15 protein-coding genes are annotated in these 17,750 nt (G+C 68.9%); 5 read left to right on the top strand and 10 right to left on the bottom strand.

Going from position 1 to position 17,750, the window contains the following annotated elements; genetic code table 11:
* The first annotated feature begins 32 nt into the window (after positions 1-32).
* Positions 33-1,373 carry a hemolysin family protein gene (locus EO174_RS02545; protein WP_104582877.1) on the top strand — a complete coding sequence of 447 codons (1,341 nt, stop codon included), beginning with the start codon at positions 33-35 and terminating at the stop codon, positions 1,371-1,373.
* Positions 1,357-2,028 carry an exopolysaccharide biosynthesis protein gene (locus EO174_RS02540; RefSeq protein ID WP_164740053.1) on the top strand — a complete coding sequence of 224 codons (672 nt, stop codon included), beginning with the start codon at positions 1,357-1,359 and terminating at the stop codon, positions 2,026-2,028. Before EO174_RS02545 ends, EO174_RS02540 begins: the two co-directional genes overlap by 17 nt.
* Before the next feature lie 32 nt (positions 2,029-2,060).
* On the opposite strand, the gene EO174_RS02535 is transcribed toward EO174_RS02540, so the two are convergent.
* Positions 2,061-2,561, bottom strand: a complete 501-nt coding sequence (locus EO174_RS02535) for a pyridoxamine 5'-phosphate oxidase family protein (RefSeq protein ID WP_126942053.1) — start codon at positions 2,559-2,561, stop codon at positions 2,061-2,063.
* 60 nt (positions 2,562-2,621) lie between these two features.
* Positions 2,622-3,623: an LLM class flavin-dependent oxidoreductase gene (locus tag EO174_RS02530; protein WP_104582876.1), complete on the bottom strand. Its 1,002-nt coding sequence runs from the start codon at positions 3,621-3,623 to the stop codon at positions 2,622-2,624.
* A gap of 360 nt (positions 3,624-3,983) precedes the next feature.
* Between EO174_RS02530 and EO174_RS02525 the strand changes: the two genes are divergently transcribed.
* On the top strand, positions 3,984-5,393 hold the full coding sequence (locus EO174_RS02525) for an MFS transporter (protein WP_126942051.1): 1,410 nt from the start codon (positions 3,984-3,986) through the stop codon (positions 5,391-5,393).
* A gap of 32 nt (positions 5,394-5,425) precedes the next feature.
* Here the strand turns inward: EO174_RS02525 and EO174_RS02520 are convergent, their stop codons facing one another.
* Positions 5,426-7,123, bottom strand: a complete 1,698-nt coding sequence (locus EO174_RS02520) for an ABC transporter ATP-binding protein (protein ID WP_164740052.1) — start codon at positions 7,121-7,123, stop codon at positions 5,426-5,428.
* A gap of 118 nt (positions 7,124-7,241) precedes the next feature.
* Entirely contained in the window at positions 7,242-8,297 is a 1,056-nt protein-coding gene (locus EO174_RS02515; protein WP_126942049.1) for a serine kinase, read from the bottom strand.
* Between the two features lie 156 nt (positions 8,298-8,453).
* On the opposite strand from EO174_RS02515, the gene EO174_RS02510 reads away from it, so the two are divergent.
* Positions 8,454-10,007 carry a radical SAM protein gene (locus tag EO174_RS02510; protein ID WP_126942047.1) on the top strand — a complete coding sequence of 518 codons (1,554 nt, stop codon included), beginning with the start codon at positions 8,454-8,456 and terminating at the stop codon, positions 10,005-10,007.
* Between the two features lie 56 nt (positions 10,008-10,063).
* A complete protein-coding gene (locus EO174_RS02505) occupies positions 10,064-11,278 on the top strand; it encodes a nucleotidyltransferase family protein (protein WP_126942045.1) in 1,215 nt (404 codons plus the stop codon).
* A gap of 284 nt (positions 11,279-11,562) precedes the next feature.
* Here EO174_RS02505 and EO174_RS02500 read toward each other — a convergent pair whose 3' ends face one another.
* From EO174_RS02500 to EO174_RS02475, 6 genes are all read right to left on the bottom strand, one after another.
* Positions 11,563-12,675: a glycosyltransferase family 4 protein gene (locus EO174_RS02500; RefSeq protein ID WP_126942043.1), complete on the bottom strand. Its 1,113-nt coding sequence runs from the start codon at positions 12,673-12,675 to the stop codon at positions 11,563-11,565.
* Positions 12,672-13,802 (bottom strand): glycosyltransferase family 4 protein, encoded by a 1,131-nt coding sequence (locus EO174_RS02495; RefSeq protein ID WP_126942041.1) that lies wholly within the window; start codon positions 13,800-13,802, stop codon positions 12,672-12,674. Before EO174_RS02495 ends, EO174_RS02500 begins: the two co-directional genes overlap by 4 nt.
* Positions 13,803-13,938: 136 nt before the next feature.
* Complete coding sequence (locus tag EO174_RS02490) at positions 13,939-14,637, bottom strand: class I SAM-dependent methyltransferase (RefSeq protein WP_104648511.1); 699 nt, start codon at positions 14,635-14,637, stop codon at positions 13,939-13,941.
* Positions 14,634-15,866 carry an amidohydrolase family protein gene (locus EO174_RS02485; protein WP_164740051.1) on the bottom strand — a complete coding sequence of 411 codons (1,233 nt, stop codon included), beginning with the start codon at positions 15,864-15,866 and terminating at the stop codon, positions 14,634-14,636. Before EO174_RS02485 ends, EO174_RS02490 begins: the two co-directional genes overlap by 4 nt.
* A gap of 12 nt (positions 15,867-15,878) precedes the next feature.
* Positions 15,879-16,721 (bottom strand): class I SAM-dependent methyltransferase, encoded by an 843-nt coding sequence (locus EO174_RS02480; RefSeq protein ID WP_104582869.1) that lies wholly within the window; start codon positions 16,719-16,721, stop codon positions 15,879-15,881.
* 158 nt (positions 16,722-16,879) lie between these two features.
* Positions 16,880-17,731: a Wzz/FepE/Etk N-terminal domain-containing protein gene (locus EO174_RS02475; protein WP_126942037.1), complete on the bottom strand. Its 852-nt coding sequence runs from the start codon at positions 17,729-17,731 to the stop codon at positions 16,880-16,882.
* Positions 17,732-17,750: the final 19 nt, after the last annotated feature.

The following is a 17,750-nucleotide window of genomic DNA, read 5'->3' as shown; positions in this document are numbered from 1 at the left end:
GCTATCCCCTTCACTGACCGGGGAAGACGCCCGTGGTTGAGTTTCTGATCGTCATCGCGCTGATCCTGTTGAACGGCTTCTTCGCGATGTCGGAAATGTCCCTGATGACCTCGCGCAAGAGCCGGCTGAAGCAGATGGCCGGCTCCAGCAAGCGCGCTGCGCGCGCCCTGGCACTGGCCGAAAGCCCGGAAAACTTCCTGTCCACGGTGCAGATCGGCATCACCCTGATCGGCATCCTGACCGGCGTGTTCGGTGGCGAGGCGATCGGCGAGGCCATCAGCAGCTGGCTGCAGGGGCTGTTCCCGGCACTGTCGGCCTCGTTCGAGCTGGTCGGCAAGCCGCGCCCGTATTCGGTGGTGATCGGCAGCACGCTGGCGGTGGCGCTGATCACCTTCCTGACGCTGATCTTCGGCGAACTGGTGCCCAAGCGGCTGGCGCTGCGCAACTCCGAGGACATCGCCGGGGTGGTTGCGGTGCCGATGGCCTGGCTGGCGAAAATCGCCGCGCCCGGCGTGTGGGTGCTGGCGCGCTCGACCCGGCTGGTGCTGCGCATGCTCGGCATGGGCAAGGACGAATCTGCATCGGTGACCGAAGAGGAGATCCGCATGCTGGTGGCCGAAAGCCACGAGGCCGGCGTGATCGATGCGCACGAGCGCGACATGATGAATCGCGTGATGCGGCTGGGCGACCGCACCGCCGACAGCCTGATGACCCCGCGCAACCGCATCGCCTGGCTGGATGCCAACGCCGAGCCGGAACGCAATCTGCAGGTGATGCGCGAGCACGAATTCTCGCGCTACCCGGTCTACCGCGGCAGCGACCAGGACATCGCCGGCGTGCTGGAGGTCAAGTCGCTGGTCACGCGCATGGGTGGGCACGGCGAGAATCTTTTCCAGGCGCTGCGCGATACCTTGTTCGTGTCCGAGTCCACACATGCGATGAAGCTGCTGGAGATCTTTCGCGAAGAACAGCAGTCGATGGCGCTGGTGGTGGACGAATACGGCGAGATCCGTGGACTGGTGACCATCAGCGACCTGATGGGTGCGGTGGTCGGCCGTCTGCAGGCGGTGGAAAACACCGACGAGGATGCGCTGGTGGTCACGCGCGCCGACGGCTCGCTGCTGATCGACGGGTCGCTGCCGGTGGAGGAACTGCGCGAAGTGCTGGGCGCCGAACTGCCGGAAGCCGACGAAGGCGACTATCACACGCTCGCCGGCCTGTGCATCTACTACTTCGGGCGCATTCCGCAGGCGGGCGAATTCTTCGATTGGGCCGGTTGGCGCATCGAGATCGTCGATCTGGATGGCGCGCGCGTGGACAAGCTGCTGCTGAGCCGTGTCGGCGACGAGGGCAGCGATGACATCGTCGGATAACGGCGTGCCGCCGCCGGATGCGGCCGACGGCGAGCAGATGCGCTATCGCAACGAAGGCATCCGCAGCCTGCTGGCGGCCTTCAGCGAGGGCGATCCGGCGCAGGTGTTGCGGGTACGCGAGATCCTGGCCGACCTGCAGCAGAGCGCGTTCGGCGTGTTTCTGTTCCTGGCGATCCTGCCCTCGTTCATTCCCATTCCCGGCGTGGCCGGCGGCATCAGCGGCCCGCTGACGGTGCTGATCGGGCTGCAGATGCTGTGCTGCCTGCGCAAGCCGTGGGTGCCGCGTTTCATCGGCGAGCGCGGGCCGCGCCGCAGCACCAGCCAGCGTTTCGTCGCGCGGCTTGCGCCGACGCTGCAACGCCTGGACCGGCTGCTCAAGCCACGCCTGCACGGCATGCTGGACCGGATTCCGGCGCAGATGTTCACCGGCGTGCTGCTGGTGCTGGTCGGCGTCCTGCTGACGTTGCCGATCCCGTTCACCAACTACCTCTTCGGGCTGATCCTGCTGCTGTTCGCGCTGGCCCTGCTCGAGCGCGACGGCGCGCTGCTGCTGGTGGGCTGGGCCGCTGCGCTGATTTCGGTGGCGGTGTTCGGGGTCACGTCCGACCAGCTGCTGGATCTGGTGCGCGATTGGTGGCCGGCCGCCTGGCGCTGATGCGCGAGACGATCGGCCCCTGATCGTCGCCGTTACTTCAGATCCACCACACGGTTGTCGGACAGGCTGCCCGTGTCGTCGGTGACTGCCGTCATCACGAAGTACAGCGCCTTGCCCAGCAGCCCGCTCGGGCCGTCCCAGTACTCGGCCGATTCGGCACGCACGTGGATCAGGCGCAGATTGGGGTCATCCTTGCCGCCGGGGAAAAACACCTTCATTGCCGGCGACCATAGTTCATCGATCTTGGCGCGGTCATCGACCACGCGCGCGGTGCCGGCGACCGACACGTAGCTGTTCTTCGAGGCCGAGGCATAGGCCACGTTGACGCGCGGATCGGCAGCGATTTCGGCCACCTTCGGGCTGTCGGCGGCGGTGGCGAACCACAGGTCGCCATCGAATTCGACTTCCTGCGTGCCCAACGGCCGGCTCACCAGCTTGCCGTCGGCCGACACGGTCGTGAACATCGCGATGTCCACGCCGCGGATCAATTCCGCCAACTGCTTGATGCTCTCGCTGCGTTCCTGAAATTGCATGCTGGTCTTCCCAATGGAGGTGCATGCATCTGAGCGGATCGCCGCGCAAAGCGACGTGAATCACGCAGGAGTCACGTCCAGCTCGCGGCAGGCCATGGCGGCGATTTCGAACGAACGCAGGCGCGCGGCATGGTCGTAGATGTTGGCGGTGAACAGCAGCTCGTCCGGCGTATGGCGCTCGATGAACTCGGCCACGCCCCGCGCGATCTGCTCGGCATCGCCCAGCACCGTGCAGGCCAGCGCCCTCTCCACGCCGGCACGTTCGTGCGGCTGCCAGAAGCTGTCGATGTCGTCGATCGGCGCGGGAATCTTGCCCGGCTTGCCGCGGCGCAGGTTGACGAAACTCTGCTGCTGGGTGGTGAACAGGCGGCGTGCCTGCGCTTCGGTCTCCGCGGCCACCACGTTCAAGGCCAGCATCACGTGCGGCTTGGCCAACTGCGCGGACGGGCGGAACTCGCGGCGGTAGATCGCCACCGCCTCGTCCATCGCATCGGGCGCGAAGTGCGAAGCAAACGCGAACGACAGGCCCATCGCTGCGGCCAGCCGCGCACTGAACAGGCTGGAGCCCAGCAGCCATACCGGCACGTCGAGCCCGGCGCCCGGCACTGCCTGCACCAGTTGCCCCGGCACGGCAGGCGCGAAGTAGCGCAACAGCTCGGCCACGTCCTGCGGAAAATGGTCGGCGCTGTCGAAATAGCGACGCAGGGCGCGCGCGGTCGGCTGGTCGGTGCCGGGCGCGCGGCCCAGGCCCAGGTCGATGCGCTGCGGATACAGCGAGGCCAGCGTGCCGAACTGTTCGGCCACCTGCAGCGGCGCATGGTTGGGCAGCATGATGCCGCCGGCACCGACGCGGATGGTCTTGGTGCCGCCGGCCACGTGGCCGATCAGCACCGCGGTGGCGGCGCTGGCGATGCCCGGCATGTTGTGGTGCTCGGCCAGCCAGTAACGCTGGTAGCCCCAGCGCTCGGCGTGCTGGGCCAGATCGAGCATGTTGGCGAAGGCATGGGTGGTGTCGCTGCCTTCGCAGACCGGCGCCAGGTCGAGCACGGAAATGGGCGTCATCGGATGACTCCGGGGAATGAATGATGTGCAAGAGATGGGGCTGGGCAGGCGGCTTTGCCACCTGCCCAGGTGGCGCTGGGGGGATTACAGCATTCCAGTGGTCGAACAACGGGAGGATCTGCAACTGGCCATTCCCCGCTCCGTGCCCAGGCCCGCGCTTCGTTGCACCGGCACTGCACTGCACGCGCGCAGCGGCGCGCAAGCATTCGCCCCGGAGGGAGGGGCTTACGGCTACGCGCGATGGCTGTTGGTGTGTTGCGCGCGTTGGCTCGCCTGCGAATGCAGTTGCCAGGCCACGAAGCACGGGCGTCGGATGACACCGTTGCTGGCTATGATGGTCACCGCACTGGCAGCGCCTGCATGACGATGGCTTCGATCGCTCCGCTTGACCCCGCTTCGGACACCCTGCACATCGCCGCGCGGATCGACCGGCTGCCGGCCAGCTCCACGCTGTGGCGGCTGGTCGGCCTGCTCGCGCTGGGCGGTTTTTTCGAGTTGTACGACCTGTTCCAGACCGCCTACATCAGCCCCGGGCTGATCCGCGACGGCATCTTTGCCAGCGGCGCCGATGGCGCATTCGGCATGTCCGACCAGGCTGCGTTTGCGGCGGCGACGTTTCTGGGGCTGTTTATCGGCGCTGCCCTGTTGAGCCCGTTCGCCGACCGCTTCGGGCGCCGGCCGGTGTTCACCTTCGCCCTGGTCTGGTACACCGCCGCGACCGTGGCAATGGGCCTGCAGGACACCGCCACCGGCGTCATCGTGCTGCGCCTGGTGGTCGGGATCGGCCTGGGCATCGAGCTGGTCACCATCGACACCTACCTGTCCGAGCTGGTGCCGCGGCATATGCGCAGCGCCGCGTTCGCGTTTGCATTCTTCGTGCAGTTTCTGGCGGTGCCTGCAGTGGCGCTGACCGCCTGGCTGCTGGTGCCGCATGCACCGCTGGGGGTGAGCGGATGGCGCTGGGTGGTGTTGCTGAGCGGGGTGTTTGCGCTGGCGATCTGGTGGCTGCGCAGCCGTTTGCCGGAATCGGCGCGCTGGCTGGCAGCGCAGGGACGCCATGCCGACGCCGATGCGGTGCTGAGCCAGCTCGAAGCGCGCTGCGCGCGCGATCTGGGCGCGCCCCTGGCTGTACCGCAGTTGCCTGTCCCCTCGCCGGCCGGCGGCGTGCAGACCGCGGCGCTATGGCGGGCGCCCCATCGCGGGCGCATCGGCATGCTGGTGGTATTCCACATCTTTCAGGCGATCGGCTTTTTCGGCTTCGGCAACTGGCTGCCGGCCCTGATCTCGGCGCAAGGCACCGGCGTGACCAAGAGCCTGGGCTATTCCTTCGCCATTTCGCTGGCCTACCCGCTGGCGCCGCTGCTGTTGCTGCGCTTTGCGCAACGCTGGGAAAACAAGTGGCAGATCACCGCATCGGCGCTGGGCGCGGTGCTGTTTGGCGTGCTGTTTTCGCAGCAGCACCAGGCAATCGGCATGGTGGTGTGCGGGGCGATGATTGCGTTCTGCAATGCCTGGATGAGCTTTGCCTATCACGGCTACCAGGCCGAGCTGTTCCCCACCGGGCTGCGCGCGCGGGCAGTGGGCTTTTGCTATTCCTTCAGCCGCCTTTCCACGGCGGTAAGCAGCGTGCTGATCGGCTGGCTGCTCGCCCAGGTCGGCAGCCATGGCGTACTGGCCTTCATCGTGGTCAGCATGTCGATCGTGGCCGGCGTGATCGCGCTGTTCGGCCCCCGCACGCGCAACCGTGCGCTGGAAGAGATTGCCGGTTGAGCGTGGTGCCGACCCAACCCAGCCAGGTGGTATTACGCGCCTGAGCTTGCAAGCGCATCACCGTGGACGGCGGGCTGCGCGGCAGGCGCAACGCTCAGGGCCACCGTGCGATCGGCCACCGCCGCCAGGCTGGTGCGATGCGAGACCACCACCAGCACGGTCTGCGGCAGGCGTTGCCGCAGCATGCACAACAGCTGCTGTTCGGCCTCTGCATCCAGTGCGCTGGTGGCCTCGTCCAATACCGCCAGGGCCGGCTGGCGCAACAGCACCTGGGCCAGCAGCAGGCGCTGCGACTCGCCGCCGGACAGCCGCCCGTCCTGGCCGTTGATCGGGCTGTCCAGGCCTTGCCCGTCGCGCCGCAGACGCGCGCTCAGGCCGACGTCGCCCAGCACCTCCCACATGCGCGCATCGGGGGCGCCGGGCAAGGCCCAGTCCAGGCACGCGCGGACCGTGCGCTGCCACGGCCGCACCCCCTGGCCGAGGTAGGCGCCATGCCGCACCAGGGCGCGATACGCGGCAAAATCCAGCCGGCGCCCGCCCATGTGCGCGGTGAACTGCGCCGGCGCAGTCTGACCCGAGAGCACGTCCATCAGGCTGCTCTTGCCGACGCCGGAGGGCCCGACCACCAGGGTCAGTTCGCCGGGCAGCAGCAGCATCGGCGCGAGATCGAGTTTGGGCAATGGCGGCGCCAGGCCGATGTGTTCCAGATGCACAGCTGCCGGCAGCGGTGCTGCCGGCGCGGCCGCCGTGCGCGCGCGCGGCGCGCCCAGCGCCACATAGCGCCGCCACAACTGCAACGCCGGCCAGGCCGAGCGCAGTTGCTGCACGCTCTGGCGGGTGCTGACCAGATACGGCAGCAGGCGCCCGAGCAGCAGGCTGACGGTGATCAGCGCAGCGCGGTCCGCGCCCTGCCAGAGGTTGGCCAGCACCAGGATGGCGGCGATTGCCGCCACCGCGGTGGCTTCCAGCAGCAGCCGGCTGCCTGCCACCAGCGCCTGCTGCTGCGCATAGCCCTGCCCCAGCCGTGCGGAAATGCGTTCATAATGGCGCGTTTCCAGCGCTTCGCGCTGGAACGAGCGCACATGCCGCAGGCGACGCGGGAAGTCTTCGCTCAACCAGAACAGCTGCGTCATGTCGGCCACATAATCGCGGCTGATGCGCGCCTGTTTGTCGCTGCTGGAGATGCGCAGGCCCAGCCACGCCAGCCCCAGCAGCAACGGCGCCGCCAGCAGCAATGCAGGCGCGATCATGACCGCGATGCAGAGGCTCACCAGGGCGGTCATGCCGGCCACCAGCAGCTGCAATGCCGCACCGAAGCCCTGGGTGGCGATTTCGATGTTGTAGGTCAGCACATTGGCGATTTCCGCCGAGCTGGCGCCGGACAGCGCAGGCAGCGGCGCATCGATCAAGGTGGCATGTACGCGCTGGCGCAGCCCGATCGCGTAGCGGCTGGTCAGCCGCGCGGCCAGCCCTGCGCCATGCCAACGCAGTGCGGCAAACACCAGGCTCACAGCTACGAACAGCGCCACCTGCATCGCCAGGCCCTGCGGTGAGGCGAGCGCGTAGCCGGCCAGGCGGACGGCGTGCCCGGGCTGCACCAGCGGCACCAGGCTGACCGCGACGAAGCTGCCGGCCAGTGCGGCAAGCAGCGATACGCCAACGTAGAGCGCGATGGTCGGCACGTCCGCCGGCACCAGCGTGCCGACGAAATCGCGCCACATCGCGCGCATGGGCCTGCGCTCTGCGGCGGCGCGTATCTCAGTCACGTGTGGGGCGCACGGTGGCATGCGGCATGCCGCATGGCGTTGACCCTGCAGACGCATGCGCGCGGCGGCCGCGCGCATGCGCTCACCGCAACACCTGCAGCAGCGCGTGCAGCGAGGCCTGCGGATGCAAACCGCGGCGCAACGTGAACATGCCGATGCGCTGCACCTGCTCGACAAAGCGCGGCCAGCCCGGTTGACCGGCCGCATACGGCTGATCGCCTGTCAGGCAATTGGCGATGCGTTCGGCCGGCATCGCCAGCAGCAACTGCGCGGGATCGCTCGCCGGCGTCGCCGACAGCATCACCACCGCAGACAACGGCAGGGGCGCGTGCGCCAGCTGCGCGCGGCCGTGGCGAATATCGATTTCGAACTTTTCCACGCCGCTGCGGCGCCGGATGGTCGGCGAGGCGCTGATCCAGGCGCGGGTCTGCGCGTCGACCAGGCCCAGCGCGCCGGCGCGCAGGTGCAGAAAGTTGGCCACGCCAGTGGTGAGCAGGCTCTCCGGCGCCACGAACACGCCGTCTTCGGCGATGAAGTCCAGGCCATGCAACAGGCTGTGCAGCGCCAGGGTCGATTTGCCGGCGCCGCTGGCACCGAGCAACAGCACGCTGCGTCCGTGCCGGCCCACGCATGCGCCATGCAGGGGCACCAGGCCCATGCCGCGCGCGGCCAGCAGGAACACGGAAAATTCGATCAGCTCATACCGCACGTGATAGGCGTGGCCGAGCATGTCGTCGGAGACCACCAGCATGGCCCGGCGCGCGGGCACCGACAGCATCAGGTAATTGCAGGCATCCATGACGCCACACAGCAGGCCGCCGCTGGCATGGGTGCGCACCGGCGGCGGTTCTGCGCCGGGTGGCGCGTGCCCGCGCGCCACCAGATCCAGCGTGACATGGAACTCCGGCGCACCCGGCAAGCGATGCGCGGGCAGGCCCGCGTAGGCGTGGTCCACCAACGCCAGCAGCGCCTCGCTGTCGCTTTCGAAGTGAAACAGCGCGCCGAGGATCTGCCGGCGCACGCCATGCCGACGCGGCCGATGTTCGCCAAAGGGATCTGCTGCCGTCGCATCCGGCGTGCCGGAACGTGTGTCATCGCCCACCGGCAGGAGTTGCGCCAACGCAGCCGACTGCGGCATGCCGTTTCATCCATTGCATCGATCAGCCGGTATGTGCCGAACGGCAACGGAAAGGTTGCCTGGCCGGCATCGACACGCATACCCGACGCAAGCCGGCAACCGGGCGCGCATCCGCACAACCAAAGCGGCCTGCATCCGCACCTACTGCCGAGCCGAATGCCGGTGTCTGCGCACGCCACCGCTGCGTCCACCTGGCGACAGAACGAGAGCCTTGTGCAGATGCTAAAGATCCAGGTCAGTCATTCGTATTTCCTGCGTTACGACCCCAAGCAATGGGAGCGCGGCAAACCCTATCCACCGCTGGCGACGCTGCAGGTCGCGGCGCTGCTGCGTGAGCGTGGGCATGCCCTGAGTCTGTTCGACGCGATGCTGGCCGAGGACGTGCAGGAGTATGACGGCGCCTTGCACCAGGCGCAGCCGGATGTGGTGGTGTTCTACGAAGACAACTTCAACTTCCTCACCAAGATGTGCCTGAGCCGGATGCGCGAGGCCGCCTGCCGCATGATTGCGCAGGCACGTGCCGCCGGTTGCCGCGTGCTGGTCGCCGGCTCCGATGCGTCCGACAACCCGGACGTATTCCTGGACGCCGGCGCGCATGCGGTGCTGGTCGGCGAAGGGATCGCACCGCTGCTTACGCTGATGGAACGGCTGGAAGCCGATCCGGACATCGACCGCGACGCCTGGCTGGCCGGTGTGGCACGGATCGCCACCGCGCAACCTGCCGCCACGCGCGTGCATCCCGGCGCGCAACCACCGGACGCGCGCCTGAGCGGCCTGCCAGCCTGGGACCTGGTCGACATGCCGCGCTATCGGCGTTTCTGGCAGCAGCGGCACGGCTATTTCAGCCTGAACATGGCCGCCTCGCGCGGTTGCCCGTTTCGCTGCAACTGGTGCGCCAAACCGATCTGGGGCAATCACTACACGCGCCGCGCTGCGGACGACGTGGCTGCCGAAATGATCCATCTCAAGCGCAGCTTCCAGCCCGATCACCTGTGGATGGCCGATGACATCTTCGGCTTCCATATCGATTGGGTGGAAACCTTTGCGCAGCGCCTGAGCGAGGCCGATGGCGCGATCCCGTTCACCATCCAGACCCGTGCCGACCTGGCCAGCGAGCGCATGGCCGCTGCGCTTGCGCGCGCCGGCTGCGCCGAGGCCTGGCTGGGTGCCGAGAGCGGCAGCCAGCGCATCCTGGACAGGATGACCAAGGGCACCGAGGTTGGCGAGGTGATCGCCGCACGCCAGCGCCTGGGCGCGCACGGCATCCGTGTGGGCTTCTTCATTCAACTCGGCTACCTGGGCGAAGAACTCGAAGACATCCTGGCCACGCGCGCACTGGTGACGCAGGCCAACCCGGACATCATCGGCGTCAGCGTGTCCTATCCCCTGCCCGGCACCAAGTTCTACGAGGAAGTGAAGAACCAGCTGGGCGGCAAGACCCATTGGCAGGACAGCGACGACCTGGCGATGATGTTCCATGGCGCCTACGACTCGGAGTTCTACCGCAGCGTGCGCGACCTGCTGCACACCCAGGTCGACCTGCAGCAGGCGCGTGCCACGCTGGGCGCCGATGCGTTTGCACAGGCCTCGCAGACGCTGGAAGCGCGCTGGTCCGCCTTGATCGCCAGCGAACGGCAGCACCGCACCGCGCCGCTTGCCGGCGCTGCCGAACGCCAACCGCGCCAGTTGGCCAGCGTGCTGGTCGGCTAGCGCGCAACGCGCCGATCTCGCTTCCCCCCTCACCTCGCCCTTCGGATCACAGCCGCATGCAGCCTTCCCTTCGCACCATCAAGCACGGCCTGCGCACGGCCACCGAACGGCTGGCCAGGGAGTTGGCGCAGCCCGGCGCAGCGGTGCCGCAGTGGGACCGGCTGCAATGGCAACTGGCTGCGGCAGCGGCTGCAGCGCATGGCGTGTCGCCGTTGCTGCAACGCCGCTCGTTGTGGCAGGACGCCGACTGGACCGCGTTCCTGAGTGAGCAACGCAACCATGTCGAAGACCGCCATCGGCGCATCGCGCTATTGCTGGCCCGCATCGACGCGGCAGCGCGTGCGGCCGGCATCGCCCTGGTCGGCCTCAAGGGCACCGCCTTGCATCGGCTCGGCGTCTACCTGCCCGGCGATCGGCCGATGGCCGACATCGATCTGCTGGTGGCGCCGGAAGATGCGCCCGCGGCGGCGGCGCTGCTGTGCGAACTCGGTTACGTGGCCTGCTTCGAACAATGGAAGCACCAGGTGTTCAAGCCGCTGCATGGCGAGGCGGTGGCGGGACTGGGCGAGCATCGCGATGCGCCGATCAATCTCGAGCTGCATACCCGCATCCAGGAACGTCTGCCGCTGCGCAGCGTGGACATCACCGCGTGCATCCTGCCCGAGCGACCGCAGCCGGGATTGAATCCCTACCCGTCGGTCGGCGCGCTGATGTGCCATCTGCTGCTACATGCGGCCGGCGGCATCTGCCACCGCAGCATCCGCCTGATGCATCTGCATGACCTGGCACTGCTGGCCACGCGCATGGGGCCGCGTGACTGGGACCAGTTGTGGGACGACCCGGCCGTGGCGCCATGGTGGGCGCTGCCACCGCTGCTGCTGTTGCAACGTTATTACCGCAGCGTGGTGCCGCCGGCAGTGATGGCGCGGCTGCAGGCCGATTGCCCGCGCCTGCTGCGCATGCGTGCGGCCCGCCAGACCCTGACCACCGCCTCGTGTTCCAACCTGTGGTTGTCCGCCCTGCCCGGCATCGAATGGTCACGCTCGCTGGGCGAGGCGCGACAGTACCTGCGCAATCGCGTGGTGCCGACGGCCGAGAGCCGCAAGGAACGGGCGGACATGCTGCAGACCCAGTTGTGGCTCCAGGGCCAGCCCTGGGTGCGGCAGACCCAGCTGCGCCGGGTGATGACGCGCCTGACCCGGCCGGTGCCGCGCACCGACATGCTGTATGTGGTGCGTGCAGCGCTGGACGGCTATCTGCAGCCGGCCTGAGCGCGGCTGACAGCACTGCTGCGCTCAGCATCAGGTCGGCACGGCCTGCCCGGAGTCGGCAGGTGTCCGCCGCAGCGTCCGAGTCCGGGCGCGCTGCCTGCACCCAGCCATCGGCTGCTCGCAGCAGCTTTGTCGGTGATCGCAGGCCCGCAGCAGGCGCGCAGGCTGGCGCTTGTGCAGCCGATCACCGTTGCGATCACGTCCCCACGTTTTGTTTGGCAGCCTCGTTGCTGCACCACGCGCGTTGCCTTGCGGCTGATGCGATCTGCGTCATTGCGCCGCAGTCAGCGCAGCGACCGCGCCTCGCACAGGTGCCGATACAGCTGCTCGAACAGCCGCGTGGTCAACGCCGCGTCCTCCCGGACCGCACGGCATTGCGCTGCCCAGGCCAGGCGCAAGCGCAGCTCGTCGTCGGCCAAGACCTGGCGGACGGCTTCTGCCAGCCCGGCCCAGTCGCCCGGCGGTACCGCGAGTGCGCACACCGGTGCCCATTCGACCAGGTGCCCGACCGCGGTGCCGACGGTGGGCACACCGGTGACCGCCGCTTCCAGCAGCACCAGCGGCCCGGCTTCGTGCAGGGACGACAGTACCAGCAGGTCGGCCGATTGCATGATCGGGCGCAGCTCGCGCTGGGTCTTGAAACCGAGAAAACGCACCTGCGCGTCCAGGCCGAGCTGTTGCACCAGGCGTTGCATGGCGCCATCCAGCGTATCGACGCCGACCATGTCCAGGGTAAAGGCGACCTCTGCACGTTTGAGCGCTGCCATCGCCTGCAGCAAGGTGGTCTGGTCCTTGACCGGATTGAGGCTGGCCACATGCAGCAAGCGGGCGATGCCGCCCGTGCGTGCACGTGGCGCGGCCGGCGGCCAGGCACGCAGATCCACGCCCAACGGCACCCGCTGCGCATGGATGCCGAGCGCCTGCAGCGACGCGAGGATGGGCGCGCTGGCCGCGGTGACGCGGTCGGCCAGGCGCAGGATCACCGCCTCGCGCAGGCGACCGCGCCAACGTCGCCGGCCGCCGTAGCCGATGCCATGCAACGCGACCAGCTCGCCACCGGCGATATGCACCACGCTTGGACGCCGCAACAGCTTTGCCGCGGCGACGGCGACCAGACCGCAATAGCCGGAAAAGATGGCCTGGATCACATCGAACGGAGCACGACGATGTTCGTCGGCAATGGCGGCGATCGCACGCGTGCGGGTGCGGCGCGCGCCGATGTTGTGCACGGTGGCGCCACGCAGTGCCCAGGTGCCGGGCAGCGGCTCCTGGTGCAGCACGAACACATGCACCTGGTGCTGGCGCGCCAGCCATTCGATCAGGGTCAGGAACACCGGGATCACGCGGACCTCGCCGCTGCGATCCACGCCGCCCGGAACCACCAGGGCCAGTTTCATGCGGTTCGCCTCGGCGCGGCGGCCAGCAGCTGGGTGTACGCTCGCTTCCAGCGCTGCCCCACGGCGGCAAACGACAGCCGTGCATCGAAATGCGCGCGCACCTGTGCGCGATCGGGGCGTTCCCGGACGACGCGCAGCAGCAGGTCCGCCAGGGCCGAGGCATCGCCGACCGGCCACAACGCGCCGACCGCCCCGCCATCGCTGAGCGCGCGGAAGGACGGGATATCGGTCAGTAGCGGCAACGTGCCGCAGGCATAGGCTTCCACCGCGGCATAACCGCAACTTTCCGCGTGGCTGGCGGAGACGAACAGGTCGCAGGCACGCAACAGGGTTTCCACGCGGGCATGCGGCACCCTGCCCAGCAGCTGCACGCAGTGTGCAAGCAGCGGATCGGCACGCAGGCGCTGCCGTACCTGCTCCAGCAACGGCGCCTGGTCGAACACGCACCACAACCGCAACCCGGGCAACACGCGGGCGGCCATGGCGATGGCATCGAGCACACACAACGGATCCTTGGCCGCGCTCAGGTGCCCGACCCACAACACGCAGGGGTCGCCATGCAGACAGGTCTGCTCGCGTGCCTGCAGGCGATCGCCCGGCGAAAAGCGGCTGCTCGATTCGGGAACCGCAAACAGCTGCGTCTTCGCCTTGAACAGGCGCGCCTGGACGAACGGCTGCGCCATCTCCTGCCCGGTGAACGCGATCCCGGCGGCTGCCGCGTAGCGAAGGCGCCACCCACTGCGGGCCCACCAGCGCGGCGGGCGGTTGGCGTGATCCTGCAGCAGGATCGGCGTCTGCGGCAGCAGGCGGGCGAGACGGCGCGCATCGCCGGCAAATTCCAGGCCGTGGATGTGGACCACATCGGCACCGATCTCGCGCATCATCGCAGCAAGCAGACCGGCGCGCTGCGCACTGCCGCGCGCGCCCAGCTCGACGAAGCGGTAATCCACGCCCTGGCGGCTGAGCCGCAGCTTCAGTGCAGAAGCCTGGACCACCGATACGCGCACCCCGGCACTGGCGACGGCCTCGGCGATATCGGCCAGCGATGGCCACTGCGCGAACACCTGCTCGGCAGTCAGGCCGGCGGGAGTCGGCAGCAGATTGAGCTGCGCCACCTGCAGGCTCATGGCACCGACCGCGCCCGGATTGCATGCCCTGCCATGCTGACCAGGCCACGTGCCGCGCACTGCACCGCGCGCAAACGGCACCGCTCGCCTGCCACCGAGATGCTGCATGCACACGCCCCCATGGCCAGTACGTTGGTCACGCGATGCGCCGCAGCCGCAGCACCAGCGCGACCGGCACCCGCAGCGCGGCCTGATCGAAGCGCGCACCGGGCGCGATGTCGGCCGGGTCCAGCATCGGCTCGGCCACCGCTTCGATCTCCATGCCCAGTGCCACGCAGGCCGCATGCCAATGGCTGTAGAGATGTTGCGTATGCCGCACCGCGTACTGCCGGCCGTCGGCCTTGAAGTCGCGTTGCCAGCCCAGCGCATGGCCGATGGGGTGCACGTCGCTGCACAGCACCAGGCCGCCGATGCGGGTGACGCGGTGCAGTTCTTCCAGCGCTGTCCATAGCTGCTGCAGATGGCCGACCACCAGACCGCAGACGCTGAGATCGGCCACTGCGTCGCCCAGCGGCAGCTGCTCCAGGCTGCCCTGCTGCAGGCGCATGCGTGCCGATGGCCAGTCCTGCGCCAGCTCGGCGCGCGCACGCTGCAGCATCTGCGGCGACAGATCCACGCCGGTCACCTGCAGCGCGCCACGCCGCAAGGCATGCAGCATGTAGCGCCCGCTGCCGCAACCGGCGTCGAGCACGTGCTGGCCCTGCAACACGTTCGGCATCAACGCGAGCATGGCGCGCTCTTCGGCCAGCATCACCGGGTTGTGCGCGTGCGGCGGATACGCCTGCGCCCACAGCGCATACGCCGCTGCCGGCTCGAGGATCGGTACTGCGCTCACGACACCGCACCGCTGGCGGCTATGGCGACGCCGGGCTGGCGCGCAGGTTGGTGTGCAGGCTGGGGCACGCGCTGCAGGCCGGGTTCCAGTGCCAGTACCGCCGGATCGGCCAGCGTGGCGTCGAGCAGCTTGGAGCGTCCGTCCAGCAGCACCGGGACGGTGCGGATGCCGGCCGCGTCGAACCAGTCGGCAAAATCCGGGTCGGCGATGCGCGGGGCGCCATCGCGTATCACCGCACGCAGGTCGCCGCGTGCGCAGCCCACCACGCTGAGCGCGGGCTCGCCACCGCGGTCGCGCACGATCACCAGGTCCGCCGCCGCCCCCGGCGCCAGGCGTCCACGCGTGGCCATGCGCAGGATGCGCGCCGACTGATGGGTGACCAGGCCGAGCAACAGATCCGCAGCCAACCCGCTGCTGGCAGCGATGCGCAGTTCTTCCAGCAGATCGCGCGCACCGCTGACACGCGAATCGTTGCCCAACGCGAGCCGGCCCGCCATGCACAGACGCCAGGGATCGAGCGTGCGGCCCAGCAGTGCAAGATTGCTCGATGGGCACCACACCACCGCCGCGCCACGTGCGATCACCCGCTCGATATCGCGTTCGCCCATGCCCACGCCGTGGATCAGCACGCTGTTGGGCGCCAGGCAACCAAGCCGGTCCAGTTCTTCCAGTTCGGCGGCCGCCACCGCATCGGCACCTTCGGCCAGATGGATCATCCAGGGATGCTCGGGCGAGGTTGCGGCAAAACTGCCCTGCACCGGTGGGCCATAGCCGGTCCACCCCAGCGCATAGCTCCAGCCGAACTCGCGCAGCAGGCCAACCGGAAAGCCGGGCTCGTCCAGCGTGGCGTGCCACGGGTCGTGCTGGGCCACGCAGGTGACGCCGGCCAGCAGGTTCTTCAACCCACCATGACGCAGACGCACCGCCTTGGGCACACGCAGGGCGGCGGCCACATCGGGATGCCGGAAATGCGCCTGGAATGCCTCGATCCACGCATAGCTGTTGGGAAAGGCTGCGCCCTGCGGCAGCGGCGGCACGCAGTTGACCTGCAGATGATCGTGCGCGTTGATCAGGCCGGGCGCCAGCACATGCCCCTGCAGGTCCAGGCGCAGGCTGCCGGTGCCGAGCGTGCCGCCGAAGCGCCCCGCGCGGATGGTCAACGGCGCGCGCGACGGGCCCGCCAGGGTGATCGCGCGCGCGCGCTGCAGGCAGACATCGGCCATGGACATCGGCATCTCCACTCAGCGCTTGCGCAGCACGATCAGGAAGTGGTCGCCCATGTCGCGCAGCAGCGGCAGCCCGCCCAGGCGGTCGTCGCACCGGCCCAGACGCTCGGACAGGCGCGGATGCCGTTCGCAGAAATCCACCAGGTACGGCGGCGGCAGGAACAGGCTCAAGGCGCGATAGCGGTCCAGTACGAAGTGCTTGGCGAAGGCGCGGTAGAACTCGCGCGGCAGGTGGTACCAGGTCCAGATGGTGTGGCCGTTCATGCCCACGGCGGTGACCCCGCGCGCGGCCCGCACCGCGGCGCGCCTGAACCGCCCGCGCACGCTGTAGTGGCCGATTTCCCAGGGGCAGATGCGCCCGATCACCGAGAACACCAGGCAGCCATCGGCGCGCAGCAGGCGCGCGCATTCGGCCGCCACCGCCGGGAGATCCGGCGCGCAATTGAGCGGGCCGAAGTTGGAATACATGCCGTCGAAGCTGCCCTCCAGCTGGTCCAGCTGCTGGATGCCGACATGGGCGGCGCTTAGGCGCTCTTCCAGGCCTTGCGTGGCCGCGCGCTGGCGGGTGCGCTCGACCATTGCCGGCGACCAGTCGGTGGCCAGCACGCGGTAACCGCGACGTGCGAATTCGCCGGCATCCAGGCCGGTGCCGCACCCCAGGTCCACCAGCCGCGAGCCCACCGGCAACTCGGCCGCGACCGTGTCCCACAGCGTGGTGCGCATACGCTGGATCAACGCGTTGTTGCCGCGTGGGCCGTCGTAGTCCGGCGCCACGCTGTCGAACGCGCGTTGCGTCTCCAGCAGGCGCTCCGGGGCCACCGTGCCACCGCGCGCCGCATGCTCATTGGCCACCGACATGCGCAGCCTCCCACCCCGATCCAGCTGTTCTCACCACACTCTCCAGGCGCGACACGGCCGACGCGGCATCGCTTGATTGACCGGTGAGTGCCGCGCGCCGACGGTTTGGTTGCAGCGTCGGGCAGCGATGTCCACCGTGCCGCGCGCCGCGGAGCGGCTCAGCCGTCAGTCTGCGGCGCGGCGCCGGTACGCCGCCGCCAGGCATTGCGCAATACCGCGGCCAGCACCGCCAGCCCCGCCCCGCCGAGCAGGCCGGCGGCCCAGGCGGTGACGGCATTCGGAAACGCCTGCTGCTCGGGTACGTACAACGGCCATGCCAGCGAGGTCTGATAGGTGTAGCGCGTAGTCAGGCGGGCAATGAGATCGTCGCGCTCGCTCTTCAATGCGCGCACGGTGGCGTTGCTGTCGGTCAGCAGCACGCCTGCCAGGACCTGGGCCGGGGTCGCCGCAGCGGCGCCCTGCCCGGCCTGCACCTGCTGCTGCAGTTGATCGCGGTTACGGGTGGCCACGCGCAGATCGTCGGTCAGGCCCTGCAGGCGCGTGCGCGCCAGTGCGAGCGCCACTGCGTTGGTATCACCATGCAGGCCCTGCAAGGCGCTCACCGTCGCCAGCGCCAGGCTGCGCGCCTGCGCCGACGATTCGGCCCGGATGGTCACCCCGATCAGGTTGGCATACGGGTCCGGATCCGGCTTGAGGCTGCCGCGATACAACTGCGCCGCGCGGCTTTTCAGCGGCACGCCGGCCTGGCGCAACACCGCGTCCTGGAACAGCCGCGTCTTCATGCGATCGATCACGCGCTGGAACGGTTCGACCTTGGGATCGCGCCCGGCCGGCGTGGGGCCGATCTCGCCGACCTGGATCCAGGCGGTGGCTTCCCACTGCGGCCTGGCCAGGCGGGTAAAGGCAACGGTCAGTGCAAGCACCACCACCAGCGCGGCCAGCGCCCAGCGCCATTCGCGACGCAGGATGCGCCACAGGTCGATCAGATAGATGTCGTCGTGTTGAGTCATGGTGCACCGGCTCTGGAAC

The organism is Xanthomonas sp. BRIP62418, assembly GCF_003993495.1.
Classification (GTDB): Bacteria; Pseudomonadota; Gammaproteobacteria; order Xanthomonadales; family Xanthomonadaceae; genus Xanthomonas; species Xanthomonas euroxanthea.
Note: the sequence above shows the minus strand (reverse complement) of the source record. Positions and strands in the feature narration are given on the sequence as shown.

What these genes read in the sequence shown, in the direction of transcription:
- EO174_RS02530 (WP_104582876.1), bottom strand. Translation starts at nt 3,623, where the DNA reads ATGACGCCCATTTCCGTGCTCGACCTGGCGCCGGTCTGCGAAGGCAGC.
- EO174_RS02535 (WP_126942053.1), bottom strand. Translation starts at nt 2,561, where the DNA reads ATGCAATTTCAGGAACGCAGCGAGAGCATCAAGCAGTTGGCGGAATTG.
- EO174_RS02525 (WP_126942051.1), top strand. Translation starts at nt 3,984, where the DNA reads ATGACGATGGCTTCGATCGCTCCGCTTGACCCCGCTTCGGACACCCTG.
- EO174_RS02515 (WP_126942049.1), bottom strand. Translation starts at nt 8,297, where the DNA reads ATGCCGCAGTCGGCTGCGTTGGCGCAACTCCTGCCGGTGGGCGATGAC.
- EO174_RS02495 (WP_126942041.1), bottom strand. Translation starts at nt 13,802, where the DNA reads ATGAGCCTGCAGGTGGCGCAGCTCAATCTGCTGCCGACTCCCGCCGGC.
- EO174_RS02485 (WP_164740051.1), bottom strand. Translation starts at nt 15,866, where the DNA reads ATGTCCATGGCCGATGTCTGCCTGCAGCGCGCGCGCGCGATCACCCTG.
- EO174_RS02540 (WP_164740053.1), top strand. Translation starts at nt 1,357, where the DNA reads ATGACATCGTCGGATAACGGCGTGCCGCCGCCGGATGCGGCCGACGGC.
- EO174_RS02520 (WP_164740052.1), bottom strand. Translation starts at nt 7,123, where the DNA reads ATGCGCGCGATGTGGCGCGATTTCGTCGGCACGCTGGTGCCGGCGGAC.
- EO174_RS02505 (WP_126942045.1), top strand. Translation starts at nt 10,064, where the DNA reads ATGCAGCCTTCCCTTCGCACCATCAAGCACGGCCTGCGCACGGCCACC.
- EO174_RS02480 (WP_104582869.1), bottom strand. Translation starts at nt 16,721, where the DNA reads ATGTCGGTGGCCAATGAGCATGCGGCGCGCGGTGGCACGGTGGCCCCG.
- EO174_RS02510 (WP_126942047.1), top strand. Translation starts at nt 8,454, where the DNA reads ATGCCGGTGTCTGCGCACGCCACCGCTGCGTCCACCTGGCGACAGAAC.
- EO174_RS02500 (WP_126942043.1), bottom strand. Translation starts at nt 12,675, where the DNA reads ATGAAACTGGCCCTGGTGGTTCCGGGCGGCGTGGATCGCAGCGGCGAG.
- EO174_RS02475 (WP_126942037.1), bottom strand. Translation starts at nt 17,731, where the DNA reads ATGACTCAACACGACGACATCTATCTGATCGACCTGTGGCGCATCCTG.